Genomic DNA, 22,869 nt, shown 5'->3' on the forward strand with positions numbered 1-22,869 from the left:
GCGCCCAATGAGCAAGTCGCCAGGCGCAAAAGACCTGAGTACTCACAGCAGACCTCTGCCGGTCATGACGCCCAAGGAGCATCCGCGATACGACCTGGCGCTGTTGATTGCATTTCTTCTCATCGTCGCAGCGCTGGGGATTTCACCCCATAGTCGAGTGGATTGGGTCCTGGAAAATCTGCTGGCCCTGCTGCTGGTAATGGTCCTGGTGGGCGTTTACCGACGGTTCCGTCTGTCTGCCGTTTCCATCAGCCTGGTGTTCGTTTTTCTGTGTATCCATGAGCTGGGTTCGCACTACACCTATGCGCTGGTGCCCTACGACCGCTGGTGCTCAGCCTTGACCGGGATCAGCCTGAACAAAACCTTTGGGTTTGAACGCAATCATTACGATCGGCTGGTCCATCTGACGTATGGACTCTTGCTGGTGTATCCGATTCGGGAAGTGCTTGTTCGAATCACGCCGCTGCGCGGTTTCTGGGTTGGTTTTGTCGCGCTGAACATCGTGCTGTCGACCTCGGCTGTCTATGAAATCGTGGAATGGATAGGTGGGCAGTACTTGGGGAAAGACACGGCGAAAGCTTTTGTCGCTGCACAAAATGACCCATGGGACTCTCAGGCCGACATGGCGCTGGCAGTGGCAGGTGCCTTCTTCACGCTATTGGTTGTCTGGTTCAGGCGACGGTTGTTTCATCGAAATGCTCAATTGAATGTCTTCGAAAAAAATTCATAAGTTCTCATTGAATGATGTCGATAAGCCGCCAATTGCTCAGAAGTCTGGAGAGCGGCGACCGGTGAGCCCCAAGGCCTATAACCGGATGGAACTGTTGCAGCAGGCGTACCGTCAATCGAGGACAGGGCCGCCAGATCCGAGTGAGAGGAAACGCCGAGGTGCTGGAGGCCATTATCCTTCGACCCCATGACGGAGGGCCTCTCCATGAGGATCGCTCAGATCGCGCCGCTCACCGAACGTTGTCCGCCCCGTTTGTACGGTGGCACTGAGCGGATCGTGTCTTATCTGACCGAAGAGCTGGTGCGCCAGGGACATGATGTCACGCTCTTCGCCAGCGGCGATTCGCAAACCTCGGCACGCCTGGAGCCAGGCGCGCAGCAGGCCCTGCGGTTCGATCCACGCGTCAAGGACGGGTTACCTCATCACATCTTGATGCTCGATCATGTCCTGCATCAGGCGGATCAATTCGACGTGCTGCATTTTCATGTCGATACCTACCATCTTCCCTTGATTCGACACTTGGCCGGACGCAGCGTCACCACGCTTCATGGACGTCTGGACATTGCGGACTACCAATCCTTTTACCATCACTTTCCCGAAGTGCCGCTGGTTTCGATTTCCAAGGCGCAACGCACCCCGGTGAAGGGCGACGTCAATTGGGTGGGCAATGTCTATCATGGCATTCCAGGCGATCTGCTGGCCTTCAATCCTGAACCGAGCGGCGATTATCTGGTGTTTCTGGGGCGCATCTCTCCCGAAAAACGCCCGGACCGGGCCATCGAGATTGCCTCGAAGGCCGGGCTGTCATTGAAGATCGCGGCCAAGGTCGACAAGGCTGATCAGGTTTATTGGGAGGAAATCATCGCACCGATGATCGCCACTCATCCGAATGTCGAATTTCTCGGCGAGATCGATGAATTCCAAAAGGCAGACTTGCTGGGCAATGCCCGCGCATTGATCTTTCCCATCGACTGGCCCGAGCCGTTCGGTCTGGTCATGATCGAAGCCATGGCTTGCGGCACGCCGGTGATTGCATTTGGTCAGGGCTCGGTGCCGGAAGTGATCGACGAGGGCGTGTCCGGTTATATCGTCGATGGCATCCCAGGGGCGGTAGCAGCGGTGCAACGTTTGGCAGAGCTGGATCGTCGCAAGGTGCGGGCCAGGTTCGACGAACGGTTCACGGTCGAGTGTATGACCCATCACTATCTGGAGTTATATCGTCATCTGACGGCGGGCAACACCTATGGCCATCCCTCCACACCCTTCGATATTCCGGCCACCGCGTCGCTGCAAGAGTTGCGCTTGCGCAACCTGAAAAACAACGACACCTTCGCGGTATTCGATCCCAACGGCGACGTGCTGTTTGCGGACGACAGCCCGCAAGGGATTTTTCATACCGATACCCGACACCTGTCCGGGCTCTATCTGACACTTAACGGCGCGCGGCCCTTGTTGCTCAGTTCCACGCTGCGTGATGACAACGCGATGCTGACCTGCGACCTGACCAACCCGGACCTGTTCGATGTTCATGGTGAAAAAATCCTGCACCACGATTTGATCCATCTGCGCCGCTCACGGTTCTTGTGGAAGGGCTCCTGCTACGAACGCCTCACCCTGCGCAATTTCGACGATTCGCCCCAGCATCTGCAACTGAGGATCCAGTTCGCGGCCGACTTCAAAGACCTGTTCGAAGTTCGCGGTGCCCGGCGTCCGCAACGCGGAGAAGGGCATCGGGCAGAGATTACCGATGAAGAAGTAGTACTTTCCTACACCGGCCTGGACCACAAACGGCGCATTACCCGCCTGCGTTTCGCCCCGGTGCCCGCCAACCTGACCTGCGATTCGGCGTTGTTCGAGGTCCGTCTGGCCCCAGGGGAAAGCCAGTCGCTGTTCATGGACATCAATTGCGGGGTGCAGAACCCGCCGTTTTCGGTACGCCACGGGTTCTTTATTTCATTGCGCGATTCCCGGCGCGAGTTGCGCACATTCTCTTCGCGGGCGGCCTCTGTGGTGACCTCCCACGATGTGTTCAACGAGGCGGTCAGCCGCAGCGTTTCCGACCTCTACATGCTCATGACCAAAACCCCCGAGGGGCTATATCCCTATGCCGGCATTCCATGGTTCAGCACCGTTTTCGGACGAGATGCGCTGATCACGGCATGGGAGATGCTGTGGTTCGATCCCGGTATCGCCAAAGGCGTGCTCGGGCATCTGGCCGCCAATCAGGCAACCATCGTCGACCCTCACGCTGATTCCGAGCCCGGTAAAATCCTGCACGAAATAAGGCTGGGGGAAATGGCCGAGTTGGGCGAGGTGCCGTTCAGACGCTACTACGGCAGCATCGACTCCACACCACTGTTCGTCATGCTCGCCGCCGCCTACCTGGAACGCACCAATGACTTGGGCACGCTGCGTCTGCTTTGGCCCAATATCGAAGCGGCGCTGAACTGGATCGAGGCGTACGGCGACCGGGATGGCGATGGTTTTGTCGAATATGGCCGGCAATCCGCCGAGGGGCTGATTAACCAGGGTTGGAAAGACAGCCACGATTCGGTTTTCCATGCCGATGGGCAGATGGCTGTGGGCCCGATTGCGATTGTCGAAGTTCAGGCCTACGTATACGGCGCCTGGACCGGCGCTGCTAAAATCGCCCGTCGGCTGGGTGATCCGGACCGGGCCCAACACTTGAAATACAAAGCTCAACGCTTGCGCGAAGAATTCGATAACCGTTTTTTCGACGAAGAACTGGGCACGTATGTATTGGCGCTGGACGGCAATAAAAAGCCCTGTCGAATCCGTACCTCCAATGCCGGCCACGCCCTGTTCGCGGGCATCGCTTACCCGGAACGGGCGGCATCGGTCGTCGACGCCCTGATGGACCGCTCATCCTTTTCCGGCTGGGGTGTGCGCACCGTCGCATCTTCCCAGGCTCGCTATAACCCGATGAGTTATCACAATGGCTCCGTCTGGCCTCAGGACAATGCGCTGATCGCTGCCGGCTTCGCCCGCTATGGTTACCGTCGGGACGCGGCGCGGATTTTCGAAGGCCTGTTCGCCGCGTCGACCTACATCGATCTGCGGCGCCTGCCCGAACTGTTCTGCGGCTTTGCCCGGCAACGCACCCAAGGGCCGACGTTCTATCCAGTGGCCTGCATGCCCCAGGCCTGGGCCGCTGCTGCGCCGTTGTCGATGATTCAGTCGTGCCTGGGGATGAGCTTCAGACCGAGGAAACTCAACATCCTGTTCGACGAACCGGTGCTCCCGGCGTTTCTGGACACCATCGCCTTGCGGCGTTTGGCAGTGGGTGCTGAATGTGTGGACTTGATGCTCAGGCGTTCGGGGGAAAACGTCATGATCGAAGTGCTAAATCGGCAGGGCCCGGTGCGGATCCTGAGTACCAGTTAGCAGCGTGTCAGAAAGTGAACGCTTGTGATGGACGCTGAGCCATTTCAGTCTCCAGCAGATGCTCGACCAGCACATCATTCAAAAAGCGGAACTGATCGTTGAACCCGACCACTTCGTTACTGAAGTGATTGGCCGCTGCCGGCATCAGCAAGGCCTCGAAGTGCTCGTCGAACACCAACGCGACTGCTTTGCGAGACACGACCTGCTGCGAATAGTAGTTGCTGCCGAACACCGGAAAACTCACGGCGAGGCTGACGGAATGAATCATGATTTCGGCTCCTCGGTTTGACCGATATCCAGCACAAAGCGGGAAAACAGGGTCAGGGTGACGGCCGTCAGGGCCAGGCAGGTCAGGAGATGGGTCAACATGATTTGCCCCTCCGGTGCGGGGTTCAAATGGGGATGAAGTTGATCCTGCGCCTGAGGTTTTTTTTGCGGAAGGCATTCGTGGCGATGGTGAATATTGATGTGAATGATGGTGGCGATCTTCAGTGGTCTTGAGGGCCTATTCGCGAGCAAGCCCGCTCCCACATTGGATCACTGTTGGACACAAGATTTGTGTACGCAGGCGATCCAATGTGGGAGCGGGCTTGCTCGCGAAGGCGTCCTTAAGGGCGCCCTCCATTCATCTGACGGACGGAGCCCGCCCCCGATCTATACTCAAATGAGCATGTTCTTTAGCGCCGCACACCCCGTTCGGCGAAAACTGTAGGACACCGCAATCTTGAACCTGCGTGCGCTGATCGTCGCTGTGTTGGTGATACTGGCGGGATGCGCCACGCCCACGCCTGCGCCGGTAATCGTGGTGCCGGTGGTGGTGTCCCAGAGCACCTGGCAGCAGGTGGACCGGGAGATTGTCGCCGCTTCGCAACAGGCCACCGAACAGGCCAGGGTCTACGCCCGCGGGTCCATGGAGCATTGGCGCACGCGGGTTTATCAACAAACCGAAGAAGTCTTCATTCCGTGGTTCAGCAGCTACTGGACCCAGGAATGGCTGTCGATGAAAGTCAGTTGGTACGCCATCAATGCCGGGGATGAGCAGGATGCGACGACCAAACGCCTGTCGGCTTATCTGCTGGAGCAGTATCACCAGCGCGTGTTGAAGCCGGTGGCGGTGGAAATCGATCCCGACGCGATCCTCGGGCAGGCGACGGAGTTTTATGTGCAGCTGATGGGTCAGCAACTCGAAGTTATCTCCAAGCGTCATGGCGTGCCGATGGCACAGCTCAACCAGCGCATCCAGAAAGTCCCGGCCATCTCACTGGGCCCGCCGCCCGCCCGTGACGCTTCGTTGTATCAGGTGGTGCATGCCGAGCTGAGCACGTTGCCGGCCTACCTGGCGCTGATCGAGAGGATCCACACGGCAGGAGGCGAGAAGGGCATTGCTTCGACGGACGCCGGCATGGGGCCCGTGGCCAAGCGTGCCAGCCGACGAATAGAAGCCGAAATGGCCCCGCGAGGGGCGGCCAGCGCGGTGGCGGCCGTGGCGGGAAAGGCGGCCGGGGCGTTGATTTCCGTGGGAGTGGCGGGGGTGCGCGCGATTATTCAGGCCAACGACCGGCCTGACAGCGAGGCACTGATCCGCAGCAGCCTGGGCAACTCGTTCGACAAGGCATGGGTGAAGCTGGTGGATAACCCCGCCACCGGCGTCATGGCCGGAACGTTGTACATGGCCAGGCAGATTGAGGGCAGCCTGGCGCTCACCCTCGAACAGCCAGCCGAGCCATCGGTCGGCCTGGAAGCAGCAACTGTCGATTGGAGCCACGCTGATTCGACTACCCAGCGGATCAACCCATAACCTGAGGAAAACGATCATGGCTTACGTCGATGGCTTCGTCGCAGCAGTACCCACCGCCAACCGCGAAAAATTCAAGCAACATGCGCAAACCGCCGCAGAGATATTCAAAGAAAGCGGCGCCCTGAGCCTCGCTGAATGCTGGGGCGATGACGTGCCCGATGGCAAAGTGACCTCATTTCCCATGGCGGTAAAACTCAAGGAAGACGAAACCGTGGTGTTTTCCTGGATCGTCTGGCCCGACAAGGCCACCCGTGACGCCGGGATGGCGAAACTCATGAGCGATCCGCGGATGCAACCCGACGTCAATCCAATGCCGTTTGACGGTCAGCGCATGATTTTTGGCGGTTTCGATATGATCGTCAAAGCTTGAAGCGAGCGGCAGGATCACTCCGGCGTCGGGGCGGTCCTGCAACTCTTGCGGTTACGAATCTCGCTGTCCGTTGGTCGCTCCTTGATGAACTCGAAGCGCGGCTCGCCTTCGTTGTAGTGAACCAGCCAGCCCCATTCCAGCTCGGACTCATCCTGGCCAGGCTTCGGTGGCACGGCCCACCATGGCTCTTTGCTGATGATCTGACGCATGGCGCCCTCCCGTCGATTCGGTTGCTTCAACTATAACGCGCATGCCGGCACGTGCCAGAAATGCACTTGCTGGGGTGGTATCTCTTTGTAAAATCAAAGGGTCCCCAAAGCCTTGAGGTGCCAGACATGAGCGATGAAACCCGTGAGCCGTTCAAACGGCTGTTCTTCGCCCTGAACTGCGCGCCCGAACAACGCCGGGCCATCGCCCAATGGCGCAGCGCGCTGGGGCTCAACGTCGGACGCCCGGTGCCGGCGGAAAACTTTCATCTGACGCTGCTGTTCCTCGGCACGGTGGGGATGGCGCAGATAGCGGGCGTCTGCGAGGCCGCCGCCAATGTGCGGATGCCCGGCGTGCCGTTGATGGTTGTGCTTGATCGTCTGGACGTCTGGCGCCGCTCCGGGGTTTTGTTGCTGGCGCCGGCGCAAGCAGAACCTGAGTTGCTGCAGTTGGTGTATGCGCTGGAGCAGGCCATGTTGCCGTTTGGCTTTGAAGACACCCGTCGAGAATTTCGTCCGCATTTGACCCTGATGCGCGACTACCGGGCGCCGGTTCCTGAATCTGCTACGCCGCCAGAGTTTTTCCTGCGTGCGGATCGCTTCTCGCTGTTCGAATCCCATAAAGGCCGGTATCGGGCGCTGGCCGAATGGCCGCTGGTTTGTGCATAAAAAAGGCGCCCGAGAGCGCCTGAAATTCACCCTGACCGAGGAAGCCAGGTGAAGCCGTTCTTCTACAGAGGAGTGCAACGGTGGTAAGGCGCTGCGGGGACGGGTTCTACATGATCGTTCCCACGCTCTGCGTGGGAATGCAGCGCGGGACGCTCCGCGTCCCTTCCAGAGCCGAACGCGGAGCGTCCGTGGAGGCATTCCCACGCAGAGCGTGGGAACGATCAGATCTGATGTGTGTGGCGCATTTACTTACCGAGCTTCACTCGCGTCCAGCCCCGGGTCATCACCCGCTGAATACCGATCGGCATATCTGGAATCGCATACAGCGTCGCCATCACCGCTTGCGGCGGGTAGGAACCCGGGTCGTTTCGAATCGCTTCATCCACCAGTGGCGTGGCCGCCGCGTTGGCGTTGCTGTAGCCAATGTTGTTGGTGACCTCGGCGATGATGTCCGGGCGCATCAGGAAGTTCATGAACAGGTAGGCGTTGTCGACGTTAGCCGCGTCCCGTGGGATGGCGACCATGTCATAAAAGCTGCCGGCGCCTTCTTTCGGGATGCTGTATTCGATCTTCACCTTGTCGCCGGCTTCCTTGGCGCGGGCCTTGGCTTGCAGCACGTCACCGGAGTAACCGACGGCGACGCAGATATTGCCGTTGGCCAGGTCGGAGATGTATTTCGATGAGTGGAAGTAAGCCACCGACGGCCGAATTTTCATGAACAGCGCTTCGGCTTCGGCGATCTGCGCCTTGTCCTGTGAGTTCACCGGGTAACCCAGATAGTGCAGCGCGGCGGGGAGCATTTCTGTCGGCGAATCAAGGAAACTGATGCCGCAGGCTTTGAGCTTCGCGGCGTTTTCCGGTTTGAACAGCAGGTCCCAGGAGTTCACCGGCGCATCAGTGCCCAGCACTTCCTTGACCTTGGCCGGGTTGTAACCGATGCCGATCGAACCCCACATGTACGGGAAAGCATGGCCATTGTCAGGATCGCTGGCAGAGGCGTTTTTCAGCAGCACCGGGTTAAGGTTTTTCCAGTTCGGCAGCTTCGATTTATCCAGCGGCTGATAGACACCAGCCTTGATCTGCTTGGCCAGGAAACTGTTGGACGGCACCACAATGTCGTAGCCGGATTTACCGGCCAGCAAGCGTGCCTCAAGGGTTTCATTACTGTCGAACACATCGTAAGTCACGCGGATGCCAGTCTCGTCTTCGAACTTCTTGACGGTGTCCGGGGCGATGTAATCCGACCAGTTGTAGACGCGCAATACCTTGTCATTGGCCTGGGCACCGGTAACCATCGCGCCCAATAAGGACAGTGTCAGCAGAGTCCTGCCAAACATTTTCATCGGTACAACTCCATTTTCTTTTTATAGAACACAAAACCGATTGTAGGAGCGAGGCTTGCCCGCGAAGAATGCACCGCGGTTTTTCAGGCATTATGCGTCATCGTTTTTCGCGGGCAAGCCTCGCTCCTACAGGTAAGGCGCTAAGCAGTCGCTTCGACTCGCTGATTTTTCGGTTGCTGCCACGACTCGCTGGCGGTCTGGTCCATGGCTTCCTGGATCGCCCGTTTGCGCGTGGCTTCGGCCTTGCGGCTGAAGTACCAGACCAGGAACGTCACCAGCGACACCGCCAACAGAATCAGACTGGCCACGGCATTGATCTCAGGCTTCACACCCAGGCGCACTGCCGAGAACACTTCCATCGGCAACGTCGTCGAGCCCGGCCCAGAGACGAAACTCGCCAACACCAGGTCATCCAGCGACAAGGCAAACGACATCATGCCGCCCGCCGCCAGTGATGGCGCGATCATCGGAATGGTGATCAGAAAGAACACCTTGAACGGCCGGGCACCCAAGTCCATGGCCGCTTCTTCGATCGACAGGTCCAGCTCACGCAAACGCGCCGACACCACCACCGCCACATACGCCGCACAGAATGTAGTGTGCGCGATCCAGATCGTCACCAAACCGCGCTCCTGTGGCCAGCCGATCAACTGCGCCATGGCCACGAACAGCAGCAACAGCGACAGACCGGTGATCACTTCCGGCATCACCAACGGCGCCGTCACCAGGCCACCAAACAGCGTACGTCCCTTGAAACGCGTCACTCGGGTGAGCACGAAAGCGGCGAGGGTGCCCAACGCCACGGCGGCAATTGCTGTGTAGCAGGCGATTTCCAGTGAGCGCATCACCGAGCCCATCAGTTGCGTGTTGTCGAGCAGGCCGACGTACCACTTCACCGACCAGCCGCCCCACACCGTCACCAGTTTCGAGGCGTTGAACGAATAGATCACCAGAATCAGCATCGGCAGGTAGATAAACGACAGGCCGAAAATCAGCATGAACTTTGAAAATCCGAAGCGTTTCATCCCCGTCCCTCCATCTCTTTGGCCTGGCTGCGGTTGAACAGCAGAATCGGCACAATCAGAATCGCCAGCATCACCACCGCCAGGGCGGATGCCACCGGCCAGTCGCGGTTGTTGAAGAACTCCTGCCACAGCACGCGGCCGATCATCAGGGTTTCCGGGCCGCCCAACAGTTCCGGAATCACAAACTCACCGACCACCGGGATGAACACCAGCATGCAACCGGCAATGATCCCGTTCCTGGCCAGCGGCACAGTGATTTTCCAGAAGTTGTTGAAGTTGCTCGAGCCCAGGTCCGACGCGGCTTCCAGCAAGCTGTGATCGTGCTTCACCAGGTTGGCGTACAGCGGCAACACCATGAACGGCAAGTACGCGTAAACCACCCCGATATAGACCGCCGTGTTGGTGTTGAGGATCTCGATCGGCTGCGACGTGAGCCCGGTCCACATCAGGAATGCATTGAATAAACCGTTGTTGCTGAGAATGCCCATCCACGCATAGACGCGGATCAGGATCGCGGTCCAGGTCGGCATCATGATCAACAGCAGCAGAACGTTCTGCGTTTCCCTGTTGGCCTTGGTGATCGCATAGGCCATCGGAAAGCCGATCACCAGGCACATCAGCGTGCTTAAAAATGCGACCTTCAACGAGCCGAAGTAGGCCGAGATGTACAACTCATCTTCGGTCAGCAGCGAGTAGTTGCCGATGTTCAGCAGCAGCTGAAATTTCTGCTCGGCGAAGGTGTAAATCTCGGAGTAGGGTGGAATGGCCAGGGCCGCTTCCGAGAAGCTGATCTTCATCACCAGGAAGAACGGCAACAGGAAAAACAGGCACAGCCACAGAAACGGAATGCCGATGACCAGTTTGCGGCCACTGGGCACCAGGCGCAGGAACTGCTGATTGAAGGTTCTCATGAGCGCAGTACCACGCCGCTGTCGTCTTCCCACCACACGTAGACCTGATCGTCCCAGGTCGGGCGCGCGCCACGGCGTTCGGCGTTTGCCATGAACGACTGGACGATCTTGCCGCCGGGCAGTTCCACGTAAAACACCGAGTGACCGCCGAGATAGGCGATGTCATGCACCTTGCCCTCGGACCAGTTGTAGCGAGTCTCGGGCTTGAGGGTGCTGACCAGCATTTTTTCCGGGCGGATGGCGTAGGTGATCGACTTGTCCTGCACCGACGTGCTCACGCCGTGGCCGACATAGATCTTCTGCGCAAGGTCCGGGCTGTGAATGATCGCGTGACCTTCCAGGTCCTCGACCACGGTGCCGTCGAAGGCGTTCACATTGCCGATGAACTCACAGACCATGCGGCTGACCGGCGCTTCGTAAATATCCACCGGACTGCCGATCTGGGCGATCCAGCCCAGGTGCATGATGGCGATGCGTTCGGCCATGGTCATGGCCTCTTCCTGATCGTGGGTCACCATCACGCAGGTCACGCCGACCCGCTCGATGATTTCCACCAGCTCCAGTTGCATCTGCGAGCGCAGCTTTTTATCCAGCGCGCCCATCGGTTCATCGAGCAACAACAGTTTCGGACGCTTGGCCAAGGAACGCGCCAGTGCCACACGCTGACGCTGGCCGCCGGACAACTGATGCGGCTTGCGTTTGGCGTACTGGGTCATGTGCACCAGCCGCAGCATTTCTTCGACACGGGCGTCGATTTCGCTGGCGGGCAAACGGTCCTGCTTGAGGCCGAAGGCGATGTTCTGTGCCACCGTCATGTGCGGGAACAGCGCGTAGGACTGGAACATCATGTTGATTGGCCGCTCGTACGGCGGCATGTCGGTGATGTCGACACCGTCAAGCAGAATCCGCCCTTCGGTCGGGCGCTCGAAGCCGGCGAGCATGCGCAGCAGCGTCGATTTACCCGAGCCGGAACCACCGAGCAGGGCGAAGATTTCCCCTTGATGAATCTCCAGAGACACATCGTCCACAGCGGTGGTTTCGTCGAATTTCTTGGTGACGCGGTCGACTTTCACCAACACCTTTTTCGGTGCCTGGTGACCTTCAAGAGCCTTCCTGTAGATGCTGGAGGCGTTTGCCATATGAAACTCCCAACAGGTTTCAGTCGTCGGGCCAACGCGGCCTGACTTAAGAGTGGATTGCAATCCGATGCCAGTCATAACGCCGCCCCCCGTAGGAGCGAGGTTTGCCCGCGAAGGCGGTGTATCAAACAACGATGATGTCGACTGACACACCGCCTTCGCGGGCAAGCCTCGCTCCTACAGGGATTTGCGTTTACCCGTACCGGAGGGCTTATTCGGCACCGTCGTCCTGGCTGCCTGGTCGTGCTTGTTGTTATTACGGTTCATCTATTACGTGAGCGACCGGCGCGCAAAGGCACGCCCGCCTGACTCACGGGGGCAGTTAAATCGTTGAAAGCTTTTTGACGTCAGCGCGTATTACGCAGTGTCGCCCTTAGCCGGCACGCGTCGCCAAACGCCTGGAAAATACTCAAATAGAGGGGGTTCGAAAGCACCTGCCATTCCGGGTGCCATTGCACGCCGACGGCGAAGGCCTTGCTGTGCTCGACGGAGATCGCCTCGATCAAACCATCCGGTGCGACAGCCTCGGCGCGCAGGCCGGGAGCGAGTCGATCAATGCCCTGGCTGTGAATCGAATTGACCTGGAACACCTCCGGCAAATCCAGTGCTTCGAACACACCACCCGATTGCACATTCACCGCATGAGCTGGTGCGTATTGCACGGCCAAATCCGGATGATCCGCTTCCCGGTGATCAAGCATGCCGGGCAGTTCATGCACCTTCTGATGCAGGCTGCCACCGAACGCCACGTTCATTTCCTGAAAGCCCCGGCAGATGCCAAGTACCGGCACACCGGCGGCAATGGCTGCGCGCAATAAGGGCAGGGTGGTGGCGTCTCGTTGCGGATCGTGATCCGTACCGGGGGCACTGGCCGGGCCTTGATAGTGGAAGGGTTCCACATTCGATGGCGAGCCGGTCAGCAACAGACCGTCGAGCTGCGCGAGCAGGTCATCGATTTCGGTCAGATCGCCTAAGGAAGGAATGACCACTGGCAACCCCAAAGCCGCGACGCTGACAGCACGCAAATACTTGTCGCCGCTGACGTGGTAGGGGTGCAGGCCAATCTGTTTGACGCACGCAGTAACGCCGATCAATGGCTTGAATGCCATTTTTATCACCTCGAAGTTTCACACTTGGACGAGCTTTTCCGGAGCTTAGCCTTGTTGATTTTAATTAACAACTCTCCTGTAAAAAATTCTAAACGCCACGCGTCCGATCTTCAGGAATTACGCGGTACGCAAGATTGATCTGGCACTCTTGTGCCCAAAAAAGGCCAGAAAATAAAGGTTGAAAGGCCAAGTGTTCGCTATTGACTTCACTTTGCCTTTCGGATTGACTGAGCTCGTGAAAGGGTAGTGAACATAATAATTAACAGCTAATAGGTGCATCATGTCGGTCCCTCTGCGTGCCGTTCAACTCAACGAAGCAAACGCATTCCTTAAGAAATATCCTGAGGTTTTGTACGTCGACCTTCTGATTGCGGATATGAACGGTGTGGTGCGCGGCAAGCGCATCGAACGCACCAGTCTTCATAAGGTTTACGAAAAAGGCATTAATCTCCCGGCGTCACTGTTTGCCCTGGACATCAACGGCTCTACGGTGGAAAGCACCGGCCTGGGTCTGGACATTGGCGACTCGGATCGAATCTGCTTCCCCATCCCCAATACCCTCAGCATCGAACCCTGGCAGAAGCGCCCGACCGCGCAGCTGTTAATGACCATGCACGAACTCGAGGGCCAGCCGTTCTTCGCTGACCCGCGTGAAGTGCTGCGTCAAGTGGTGAGCAAGTTCGATGACATGGGCCTGACCATTTGCGCGGCGTTCGAACTCGAGTTCTACCTGATCGACCAGGACAACGTGAACGGTCGTCCGCAGTCGCCACGTTCGCCGGTTTCGGGCAAACGTCCGATGTCGACTCAGGTGTACCTGATCGACGATCTGGACGAGTACGTCGACTGCCTGCAAGACATCCTCGAAGGCGCGAAAGAGCAGGGCATTCCTGCCGACGCCATCGTCAAGGAAAGCGCCCCGGCGCAATTCGAAGTGAACCTGCATCACGTCTCCGACCCTATAAAGGCCTGCGACTACGCGGTGTTGCTCAAGCGTCTGGTGAAGAACATCGCCTACGACCACGAGATGGACACCACCTTCATGGCCAAGCCGTATCCGGGCCAGGCGGGCAATGGTTTGCACGTGCACATTTCGATTCTCGACAAAGAAGGCAACAACATCTTTGCCAGCGAGGATCCCGAGCAGAACGCCGCACTGCGTCACGCGATCGGCGGTGTGCTCGAGACCCTGCCGGCGCAGATGGCGTTCCTCTGCCCGAACGTCAACTCGTACCGCCGTTTCGGCGCGCAGTTCTACGTACCGAACTCGCCAAGCTGGGGCATCGACAACCGTACCGTAGCGGTGCGTGTGCCCACTGGTTCGGCGGATGCCGTGCGCATCGAACACCGTGTTGCCGGCGCCGATGCCAACCCGTACCTGTTGATGGCTTCTGTTTTGGCCGGTATTCACCATGGCCTGACCAACGAAATCGAACCGGGCGCCCCGGTGGAAGGCAACAGCTACGAGCAGAACGAACAGAGCCTGCCAAACAACCTGCGCGATGCCTTGCGTGAGCTGGACGACAGCGAAGTCATGGCGCGCTACATCGACCCGCTGTACATCGACGTGTTCGTCGCGTGCAAGGAAAGCGAACTGGCCGAGTTCGAAAACTCCATTTCGGACCTTGAGTACAACTGGTACTTGCATACGGTTTGATGGACCAAACACCGTCAGTCAAGGATTGAAAGGTAGGCGTACACAGGTTTTGCGAGCAACACCGCAATCCACTGTGGGAGCGGGCTTGCTCGCGAAAGCGGTGGGTCAGTCGCCATCAATGTTGAATGTGATGGCCTCTTCGCGAGCAAGCCCGCTCCCACAGTGGATTGCGGTGTTCTGATACTTAACTGGTTGGCATCAATCCAACGATCAACTATTCCTCTGCGTAGAGTCACAACCATGACAAACACTCGCAGCGATTGGGAGCAACGCTTCCAGTCCCTCACACTAGAAGGCCGCGCATTCATCGACGGCCAATACCGCCCGGCACTCAGCGGCGATACCTTCGAATGCATCAGCCCGGTCGACGGCCGCTTCCTGGCGAACATCGCCAGCACCGACGAAGCCGACGCCAATGCCGCCGTGCAGGTTGCGCGCCGCACATTCGAATCCGGCATCTGGGCGCGGTTGGCACCCGCAGAGCGCAAGCGCATTTTGATTCGCTTCGCAGACTTGATCCTGGCTAACCAGGAAGAACTGGCGCTGCTCGAAACCCTCGACATGGGCAAGCCGATCAGCGATTCCATGAGCATCGACATTCCAGCGACCGCCAACGCGATCCGCTGGAGCGCCGAAGCCATCGACAAGATCTACGACGAAGTTGCCGCCACACCGCACGACCAACTCGGCCTCATCACCCGTGAACCGACAGGCGTGGTCGCCGCCATCGTGCCGTGGAATTTCCCGCTGATCATGGCCAGCTGGAAGTTCGCCCCAGCCCTGGCGGCGGGCAACTCGTTCATTCTCAAGCCTTCGGAAAAGTCACCACTGACCGCGATTCGCATCGCGCAATTGGCCCTCGACGCTGGCATCCCCCAAGGCGTGTTCAACGTCCTGCCAGGCTTCGGTCACACCGTCGGCAAAGCGCTGGCGTTGCACATGGACGTCGACGTGCTGGCCTTCACCGGCTCGACCGCAATTGCCAAGCAACTGCTGATCTACGCCGGGCAGAGCAACATGAAACGCGTCTGGCTAGAGGCGGGCGGCAAAAGTCCGAACGTGGTGTTCGCCGATGCGCCGGATTTGCGCGCTGCAGCACAAGCGGCGGTCAGCGCGATTGCCTTCAACCAGGGCGAAGTCTGCACCGCTGGCTCTCGCCTGCTGGTGGAGCGTTCGATCCGCGAGCAGTTCATTCCATTGCTGGTGGAAGCGCTGCAAGCCTGGAAACCAGGGCATGCCCTCGATCCTGAAACTACCGTCGGCGCGGTCGTCGATCAGCGCCAACTGGAGAACGTGCTGCGCTACATCCAGGTCGGTAAAGAGCAGGGCGCGCAACTGATCGCTGGCGGCAGCCGCACCCTCGAACACACCGGTGGCCTGTACGTGGAACCGGCGATTTTCGACGGCGTGACCAACGCGATGACCATCGCCCGGGAAGAAATCTTCGGGCCGGTTCTGTCACTGATCACCTTCGATACCGCTGAAGAAGCGCTGCAGATCGCCAACGACAGCATCTTCGGTCTCGCCGCCGGCGTGTGGACCAGCAACCTCAGCAAGGCCCACACCTTCGCTCGCGGCTTGCGCGCCGGCAGTGTCTGGATCAACCAATACGACGGCGGCGACATGACCGCGCCGTTCGGCGGGTTCAAGCAGTCGGGTAACGGCCGGGACAAATCGCTGCACGCGTTCGACAAATACACCGAACTCAAAGCGACCTGGATCAAGCTCTAACACCTTTACAGCGGCGGTCGCCGGCATAGGTTGGCGGCCCTCGGAGAAACGTATGAAACAGACTCATGTAAACAGCTACTACGCTGCGACTCGTAATCAGATCGGTGATTATCCGGTTCTTGAAGAATTGGTGGAGTGCGACGTCTGCGTGATCGGCGCCGGCTACACCGGTCTATCCTCGGCGCTGTTTCTCAGCGAAGCGGGCTATAGCGTCACCGTGCTGGAAGCGGCCAAAGTTGGCTTCGGCGCCAGCGGTCGCAACGGCGGTCAACTGGTCAACTCCTATAGCCGTGACGTCGATGTGATCGAAGAACGCTACGGCGACAAAACCGCCGAAGTGCTTGGCAGCATGATCTTCGAAGGCGCCGACATCATCCGCTCGCGCATCAAAGAGTACGACATCAAATGCGACTACCGCCCCGGCGGCATCTTCGCAGCGCTGAACAAAAAGCAACTCAACGGCCTGGTCGAGCAAAAGAGCAGCTGGGAGCGCTATGGCAACAAGAACCTGAAAATGCTCGACGCGGCTGACATCCAGCGCGAAGTCGGTTGCGACAACTACGTCGGCGGCCTGCTCGACATGCAGGGTGGTCACATCCATCCGCTCAACCTGGCTCTGGGCGAAGCTGCCGCGATCATCAGCCTGGGCGGCAAAATCTACGAACAATCCGCCGCCGTGGAAATCACCTATGGCGAACCGATCACCGTACGCACCGCCAAAGGCGTGGTGCGGGCCAAGTACCTGCTGATCGCGGGCAACGCCTACCTGCCTCAAGACCTCGACAACCGCGTCACGCGCAAAAGCATGCCCTGCGGCTCGCAAATCGTCGTCACCGAACCGCTGTCCGAAAAAGTCGCCCGCAGCCTGATCACCCACAATTACTGCGTCGAAGACTGCAACTACCTGCTCGACTACTACCGTCTCACCGCCGACAACCGCCTGCTGTACGGCGGCGGCGTGGTCTACGGCGCTCGCGAGCCGGACGACATCGAACAACTGATCAAACCAAAAATCCTCAAGACCTTCCCGCAATTGAAGGACGTAAGAATCGACTACCGCTGGACCGGCAACTTCCTGCTGACCATGTCCCGCATGCCGCAATTCGGCCGCATCGAAAAGAACGCCTACTACATGCAAGGCTACAGTGGTCACGGCGTCACTTGCTCGCACCTGGCCGGCAAACTCATCTCGGAAATGATCCGCGGCGACGCCGAGCGCTTCGACGCCTTCGCCTCCCTGCCGCACATGCCCATGCTCGGCGGCCGCACCTTCCAGGCCCCACTCACCGCCATGGGCGCGGCGTATTACGCGCTGCGTGACCGGTTCGGCATCTAAACCCAGGCGCAATCCCTGTAGGAGCCGAGCTTGCTCGCGAAGACGACCGGACATTCAGCATCAATGTCGACTGGCAGACCGCTTTCGCGAGCAAGCCTCGCTCCTACAGGATGATGTGTCGGGCACAGAAAGTTTATGCACCGCGTTCCCTTGTAGGAGCGAGGCTTGCCCGCGAAGGCGGCTGCACAGTCGCCATTGATATCGCCTGACACACCGCCTTCGCGGGCAAGCTCACTCCTACAGTTTCTGCATCTGAACTGACTAATATGAGGGCTGCTCGGCTTTTTTGTCAGCCGTTTATCGAACCTGCTGAGCAACACCAACAAACGTGATTTAATACCGCCTCTCACGTTTTTGGGACAGGGAATCGGTGTTCTTCGCGGCCAAAAGTCGCCCGCCATCCACCCCCATTACCCCTTAAGTCGTTCTCACATAAGGCTGTCATGGACACGGGCTCACGACTCAAATTAGTACGCGAAAGCTACAAGCTGTCCCAGCGCGAGCTGGCCCGGCGTAGCGGCGTCACCAATGCCACCATCTCCCTGATCGAACAGAATCGCGTCAGTCCCTCCGTCAGCTCCCTGAAAAAACTGCTCGAAGGCATTCCCATGTCCTTGGCGGACTTCTTCACCTTCGACCAACCGCCTCGCGAGCACCAATACGTGTTCCGCGCCAATGAACAGCCGGATCTGGGGCGTCATGGTCTGCGGTTGTTGCTGATTGGCGCTTCGGTGCCGAGTCGGCAGATGCGGCTTTTGCGCGAGCAGTACGCGCCTGGGGCGAGTTCGGGGGAAGAGCCGATTGTGCATTCTGAGGGAGAGGAGTGTGGGTTGGTTACCCGTGGCACGGTCGAGTTGACGGTGGACGGGCAGATTAGTGTGCTGAATGCCGGGGATGGGTATTACTTTCCGACGACTTTGCCACATCGGTTTCGGAATATTGGGGCCGATGAGGCGGAAATCATCAGCGCCAACACCCCGGCTAACTTCTGATATCGATAGTGAATATCAAACCTGTAGCAGCTGCCGAAGGCTGCGTTCGGCTGCGAAGCAGTCGTAAATCCGGGTACTGTTCCTGATCATTCCGCTCCACGATTGACAACCCGGATCATCCAAAACACTATCAGCCCATGACCTACACACGCCGCATGAACATGATGTGCTTCTACATGACCGCTTCTGGCGGGCCATGAGGTCATGCGTTCGTAGAATTTGACGTAATTACTCAAGGCCCCGCCAGAAATGGACGGGGCTTTTTAGTTCTCCGTCTATCGATGGCTAACGGAGAATGAAATGTTCGAGATTAGACGAGCCACGCACAGCGATGCCCAAACAGCGTTCGACATTCGCCTTCAAGCGATACGGCACCAATGCATCGGCGCCTATACCACGGAGCAAATGTTGGCCTGGACGGCAGGAGCAGCCAAGGACGGGTATAGCGATCTGATGGATAAACACTTTTATCTGGGCTGTATTCAAGGTGAGCCGGTGGCGACAGAAATGCTTGATCTGGAGAGGAGCGAAATCGGCGCGATCTTTGTCCTCCCGAGCTTTATGCAACGAGGCATTGGTTTGAAAGTTTTGGACTACCTTGAACGCCTGGCACGGGAGTTGGGGCTGAGGGAAGTCAATCTGGATGCCACTTTGAACGCCGCTGACTTTTACCGGCGCTGTGGTTTTGTTGGTGACAAACCTGCTATTTACCACTCACCCTCCGGGCTTCAGCTGGCTTGTGTGCCAATGGTGAAAGGGCTTTTGTAGGCGACAGGATTGATAGCTTCACCGACGGCAGACCCGGAGGAGCTCGTGCAGCCCGCAATATTCCGGATTGCCACGATTGACAGCCCTCACGACTTGTAGGAATTTAGCCGCCCGCAGGTAAGGAATATCTGCTGACGGCCAAAAAATGGCCGTTATTCACCTCACAAGGGATTGTCTATGCAAGGTTCAAACACCGGTGCTCAACAGGTGTGCGGTCAGATGGTGCACGAGCATCAGAACAACGCGCACATGAACATTGCCCAGCAAATCCTCGAATGCCTGTTTCGACGTCGTAGCCTTGCCCCAGGGCAGGATCACGAACTTTCGTTGCAGGTGCTGGAACCCCATCTGACCAAGGTCATGCAAGCGGTCGAGAGCGGACGCCAGATCGAAATGGTCTTGCCAGCCTTTCCCGGCAAGTCGCCCAGCCGCAAGAAAACCCTCAGTCATCTACCTGATCTTGCTGAACATCATGCAATCGACGAGTTACATCGCCTGTGCAATGAGGTTCAGGAGGTCTATGCACCGGGGGCGCTGATTCATATCTGCTCCGATGGCTATGTGTTCTCTGACCTGGTGCATGTTCCCGATGCAGACGTCAAAGCCTACACCGACGCTATCCAGGACTACGCCGACCAGCACTATCCCGGCACGTTCGCCCATTTCGACCTCAGGGATGCCTATCCTCCGCTTGATTGTCTGGACGCCATGCGTGAGGAAATGATGATCGAGCATGGCCAGTCATTGGTCTTGTTGCAGCAGCGCTTCAAGGATGATCCGCACATGATGTTGATGTACTGCGGCATCCATCGCTTTCTTTCCGAGGATTACTCGGGGCTCAAAGTATTCGCCGGCATGAGCCTTAATGCGGTGAAGAAAGTCGCCAAGCCGGCCTCGCAGCGGGTGATCCAGCGCAGTGAGGCCTGGAGTGCGCTGTTACAGGCGCGCTACCCGCATTGCCTGCGCCTGTCGATTCACCCGCAATTGGCGGTGTCGACGAAGATCGGTATTCGACTGGTGCCAACCAGTGACCTGTGGCGTACGCCCTGGCATTCGGTGGCCATCAAGCGACGGGGTGTGGTCACCCTCGAAAAACGCAGCAATGTCGATGAGCGCTACCACCGCTTGGTGTTCCGCAAGGGGCGTCCTTGTCACTACGCCAGTGCTCAATGATGGCGTCTCGGTTGCGGGTCGAAGCCGTACTCTTCGATTTGGACGGGACCTTGGTCGACACCTTGCCTGACATCACCTGGTGCCTGAACCAAGTGTTGCTCGAACACGGTTGCCCGGCGCAGACAGCGCAAACAGTGCGGGGTTATATCGGCGGTGGGGTCACGGCGATGATCGAGCAGGTTGCCACGCAGTTTGGCATAGCCGATGCGGTCGCCCTGCACCAACGCTATGTGGCGCTGTATCAAAATAACATTGTTCAATTTTCCCGGCCCTTCAACGGTGTGCTTGCGTTGCTCGAAGGTTGTCGCCAATTGCAAGTGCCGCTGGCAATCGTCACCAACAAGACCGAAGGCATGGCCCGGCAAGTAGCTGATGCGCTGCTTCCCCAGAATACCTTCGGGACGATTCTGGGGCATCGCGCGGGCAGGGCGCTCAAACCTCAGCCGGAGGTGGCCTGGGAAGCTGCCCGGCGATTATCGGTTGATCCGCAACGCTGTTTGTTCGTCGGTGACACCGAGATCGATCTGAAGACCGCCCGTGCTGCAGGCATGTACTCGGCGGCGGTCACTTGGGGCTATAGCCTGACCCCGGCATTGCAGGCTCAGGCCCCGAACTTCTGCTGCGAACAGCCGGCCGGATTGCTGCGCATTCTGCAGCAAGTCTGCGGAACAGCGCATGCATTCACCGAACATGGCGATACCGTTAAATCCTATTGATACACACATTCTCAAGGAAGTTGTTCTATGGAACATAGAGACTCATGGATCGCTGCTGTCAGCGATTTGCTCGCGGGTTATCTGCTCAAAGGCGCGGATGATTGTTTCGAAGCACAAGGCAGAGCGCATCTCGCCCTACGCCTGGGACACTGCTTCGATCAGAGCCTGCCAGTGCGCCTGGTACTGCCAGGCTTTCCCTGCAAGTCGCCGAACGCCACTGACCAGACATTCGGTGTGCTGCCGGATTATGGCGAAGTAATCGCCATCGAGCGCCTCGACCAACTCGGCCAAGCCATCGCCGCGTTGCACGCACCGGGTTGTGTGGTGTCGATCCTCAGTGACGGAACGACTTTCAACGACATCGTTGGCGTTGCCGACGACGTTCGCGCCGCCTACAACCGGGCTTTGCGTGAACTGTGCACCACCCATACGATTCAGTGGGTCAGCATGGAAGACCTGTTCCCCCAGGCTCAAAGTGCCGAATCGGTTCGCGCCAGCCTGATCAAGCAAGCCCGTCTACCCTGGAAAAACCTTGGGGATCTGATCGAGCAGAGCCGGCACGATGAATCCCTTAGCCAGGCCCATGACCACCTCTGCAGTCACCTCTACAACGACCTGCGCCTGTGCCGTGAAGAAGGGCAGAGCGAGGACGAATACCTGCAACAGATCAACTTCAAAGCCTACCAAATGATGTATCGAGGGCAGGCATTGAATGCGGCGGTGGATCGCTTCTTCGGCGATGACATTCGCTTGTCGGTCCATCAATACAGCAATGCCGGACCCAAATTCACCTTCGGCCTGGCCGAAGGGCTGACCCGTGTCGGCAGCCCCTGGCATGCCGTGCCGGTGTGCAACCTCGACGGCAGCCAAACCCTTCGCGCCCGAGCCCAAGTCGACCTCGACCAGCACGTGTTGGTCACCTATGAGGGGCGGCCGTGGCTCTACCACCAAACAGAAAACCCACAGGCCCAAGGCTTCGAGTACGAACTGCAAAAGCTGCCGCTCTTTGGCCTGGTGGTGCGAGACCCGTTGGGGCTGGGTTTCGAACGACTGTCCACCGGCTTGCTGGAAGCACTGGTGGAAACTTTCGGTTTCGTCTGCCTCAAGGGCTGCCGCTTCGACGACCAGGACAGCTTTGCGCGCGATTGCGAACGCTTCGGCACGCTGTACGAATGGGCCTTCGGCGCCGTGCACGTGGTCAAACCCGCGGACAAGCCCCAAGGCGTGGTGCACTCGCTGGAGAAAACACCGTTGCACTGGGACCTGAACATGCTGCCCGACAGCGACGCACAGGTTCAGCGCAATCCGAAATTCTGCGCCAGCAAATTCATGCTGTATTGCAAGACCGCACCGCAGCCGGGCGAGGGCCAGACCACCATCGTCGACAGCCGAAACGTACTGCGCAAAGTCGGGCAGCAAGTCGCCCGACAATGGCAGTCGGTGAGCATTACCTACTACACCAAAATGACCTACTTCGGCGGCTCGCCACGCATGTACAGCCTGGTGGATCACCACCCCCGCAGCGGCGAACTTATCCTGCGTTATCAAGAGGGCACTGATTCGACACTGCAGACGCTTAGTCAATCTGTGCAGGATCATGATGAGCAGGCGCAGCAGGCATTGCTGGAACAGGTCAATGCGCTGGTTTATGACCCGGAGTGCATGATTGCCCATCAATGGAGTGAGGGGGATTTGGTGCTGATTGATAACTATCGGACGCTGCATGGGCGGTTGCCGATGTCGGCGGGATCTTCGTCACGGGAGTTGTGGCGGGTGCAGGTTTACTGATTG

General features: G+C 58.4%; 20 protein-coding genes. 13 read left to right on the forward strand and 7 right to left on the reverse strand.

What is annotated here, in order from left to right:
- The first annotated feature begins 7 nt into the window (after positions 1-7).
- Both MEB48_RS07575 and MEB48_RS07580 read left to right on the forward strand, forming a co-directional pair.
- Positions 8-730: a DUF2238 domain-containing protein gene (locus MEB48_RS07575; protein WP_237883320.1), complete on the forward strand. Its 723-nt coding sequence runs from the start codon at positions 8-10 to the stop codon at positions 728-730.
- A gap of 204 nt (positions 731-934) precedes the next feature.
- Entirely contained in the window at positions 935-4,135 is a 3,201-nt protein-coding gene (locus MEB48_RS07580) for a glycogen debranching N-terminal domain-containing protein (RefSeq protein ID WP_237883323.1), read from the forward strand.
- 7 nt (positions 4,136-4,142) lie between these two features.
- Here the strand turns inward: MEB48_RS07580 and MEB48_RS07585 are convergent, their stop codons facing one another.
- A complete protein-coding gene (locus MEB48_RS07585) occupies positions 4,143-4,403 on the reverse strand; it encodes a hypothetical protein (protein WP_237883325.1) in 261 nt (86 codons plus the stop codon).
- A gap of 456 nt (positions 4,404-4,859) precedes the next feature.
- On the opposite strand from MEB48_RS07585, the gene MEB48_RS07590 reads away from it, so the two are divergent.
- A complete protein-coding gene (locus MEB48_RS07590) occupies positions 4,860-5,933 on the forward strand; it encodes a hypothetical protein (RefSeq protein WP_237883327.1) in 1,074 nt (357 codons plus the stop codon).
- Positions 5,934-5,949: 16 nt separating this feature from the next.
- On the forward strand, positions 5,950-6,303 hold the full coding sequence (locus tag MEB48_RS07595; protein WP_237883329.1) for a DUF1428 domain-containing protein: 354 nt from the start codon (positions 5,950-5,952) through the stop codon (positions 6,301-6,303).
- Positions 6,304-6,317: 14 nt separating this feature from the next.
- On the opposite strand, the gene MEB48_RS07600 is transcribed toward MEB48_RS07595, so the two are convergent.
- Positions 6,318-6,512 carry a hypothetical protein gene (locus tag MEB48_RS07600; RefSeq protein WP_237883331.1) on the reverse strand — a complete coding sequence of 65 codons (195 nt, stop codon included), beginning with the start codon at positions 6,510-6,512 and terminating at the stop codon, positions 6,318-6,320.
- A gap of 126 nt (positions 6,513-6,638) precedes the next feature.
- On the opposite strand from MEB48_RS07600, the gene thpR reads away from it, so the two are divergent.
- Complete coding sequence (gene thpR / locus MEB48_RS07605; protein ID WP_237883333.1) at positions 6,639-7,178, forward strand: RNA 2',3'-cyclic phosphodiesterase; 540 nt, start codon at positions 6,639-6,641, stop codon at positions 7,176-7,178.
- Positions 7,179-7,423: 245 nt separating this feature from the next.
- Here the strand turns inward: thpR and MEB48_RS07610 are convergent, their stop codons facing one another.
- From MEB48_RS07610 to MEB48_RS07630, 5 genes are all read right to left on the reverse strand, one after another.
- Positions 7,424-8,521 (reverse strand): polyamine ABC transporter substrate-binding protein, encoded by a 1,098-nt coding sequence (locus MEB48_RS07610; RefSeq protein WP_237883334.1) that lies wholly within the window; start codon positions 8,519-8,521, stop codon positions 7,424-7,426.
- 140 nt (positions 8,522-8,661) lie between these two features.
- Positions 8,662-9,546, reverse strand: coding sequence for an ABC transporter permease subunit (locus MEB48_RS07615; RefSeq protein WP_237883336.1), 885 nt, complete (start codon positions 9,544-9,546; stop codon positions 8,662-8,664).
- Positions 9,543-10,424: an ABC transporter permease subunit gene (locus tag MEB48_RS07620; RefSeq protein WP_237883486.1), complete on the reverse strand. Its 882-nt coding sequence runs from the start codon at positions 10,422-10,424 to the stop codon at positions 9,543-9,545. The genes MEB48_RS07615 and MEB48_RS07620 overlap by 4 nt, the downstream gene beginning before the upstream one ends.
- A gap of 29 nt (positions 10,425-10,453) precedes the next feature.
- Positions 10,454-11,596, reverse strand: coding sequence for a polyamine ABC transporter ATP-binding protein (potA, locus tag MEB48_RS07625; protein ID WP_008068177.1), 1,143 nt, complete (start codon positions 11,594-11,596; stop codon positions 10,454-10,456).
- Between the two features lie 347 nt (positions 11,597-11,943).
- Complete coding sequence (locus tag MEB48_RS07630; protein WP_237883338.1) at positions 11,944-12,705, reverse strand: gamma-glutamyl-gamma-aminobutyrate hydrolase family protein; 762 nt, start codon at positions 12,703-12,705, stop codon at positions 11,944-11,946.
- Between the two features lie 280 nt (positions 12,706-12,985).
- Here MEB48_RS07630 and MEB48_RS07635 point away from each other — a divergent pair, with 280 nt between their 5' ends.
- From MEB48_RS07635 to MEB48_RS07670, 8 genes are all read left to right on the forward strand, one after another.
- Positions 12,986-14,362: a glutamine synthetase family protein gene (locus tag MEB48_RS07635; protein WP_237883340.1), complete on the forward strand. Its 1,377-nt coding sequence runs from the start codon at positions 12,986-12,988 to the stop codon at positions 14,360-14,362.
- A gap of 240 nt (positions 14,363-14,602) precedes the next feature.
- Complete coding sequence (locus MEB48_RS07640; RefSeq protein ID WP_237883341.1) at positions 14,603-16,093, forward strand: aldehyde dehydrogenase; 1,491 nt, start codon at positions 14,603-14,605, stop codon at positions 16,091-16,093.
- Between the two features lie 52 nt (positions 16,094-16,145).
- Positions 16,146-17,429, forward strand: coding sequence for an NAD(P)/FAD-dependent oxidoreductase (locus tag MEB48_RS07645; RefSeq protein WP_237883343.1), 1,284 nt, complete (start codon positions 16,146-16,148; stop codon positions 17,427-17,429).
- Positions 17,430-17,872: 443 nt separating this feature from the next.
- Positions 17,873-18,421, forward strand: coding sequence for a cupin domain-containing protein (locus MEB48_RS07650; protein WP_007895886.1), 549 nt, complete (start codon positions 17,873-17,875; stop codon positions 18,419-18,421).
- A 300-nt stretch (positions 18,422-18,721) separates the two neighbouring features.
- Entirely contained in the window at positions 18,722-19,189 is a 468-nt protein-coding gene (locus MEB48_RS07655) for a GNAT family N-acetyltransferase (protein WP_237883346.1), read from the forward strand.
- 177 nt (positions 19,190-19,366) lie between these two features.
- Positions 19,367-20,362 (forward strand): isocyanide synthase family protein, encoded by a 996-nt coding sequence (locus MEB48_RS07660; protein ID WP_237883348.1) that lies wholly within the window; start codon positions 19,367-19,369, stop codon positions 20,360-20,362.
- Positions 20,362-21,078 carry an HAD family hydrolase gene (locus tag MEB48_RS07665; protein WP_442969068.1) on the forward strand — a complete coding sequence of 239 codons (717 nt, stop codon included), beginning with the start codon at positions 20,362-20,364 and terminating at the stop codon, positions 21,076-21,078. Before MEB48_RS07660 ends, MEB48_RS07665 begins: the two co-directional genes overlap by 1 nt.
- 27 nt (positions 21,079-21,105) lie before the next feature.
- Positions 21,106-22,866, forward strand: a complete 1,761-nt coding sequence (locus MEB48_RS07670; protein ID WP_237883352.1) for an isocyanide synthase family protein — start codon at positions 21,106-21,108, stop codon at positions 22,864-22,866.
- Positions 22,867-22,869: the final 3 nt, after the last annotated feature.

The sequence above is a fragment of the Pseudomonas sp. PGPR40 genome (assembly GCF_022014505.1).
Classification (GTDB): Bacteria; Pseudomonadota; Gammaproteobacteria; order Pseudomonadales; family Pseudomonadaceae; genus Aquipseudomonas.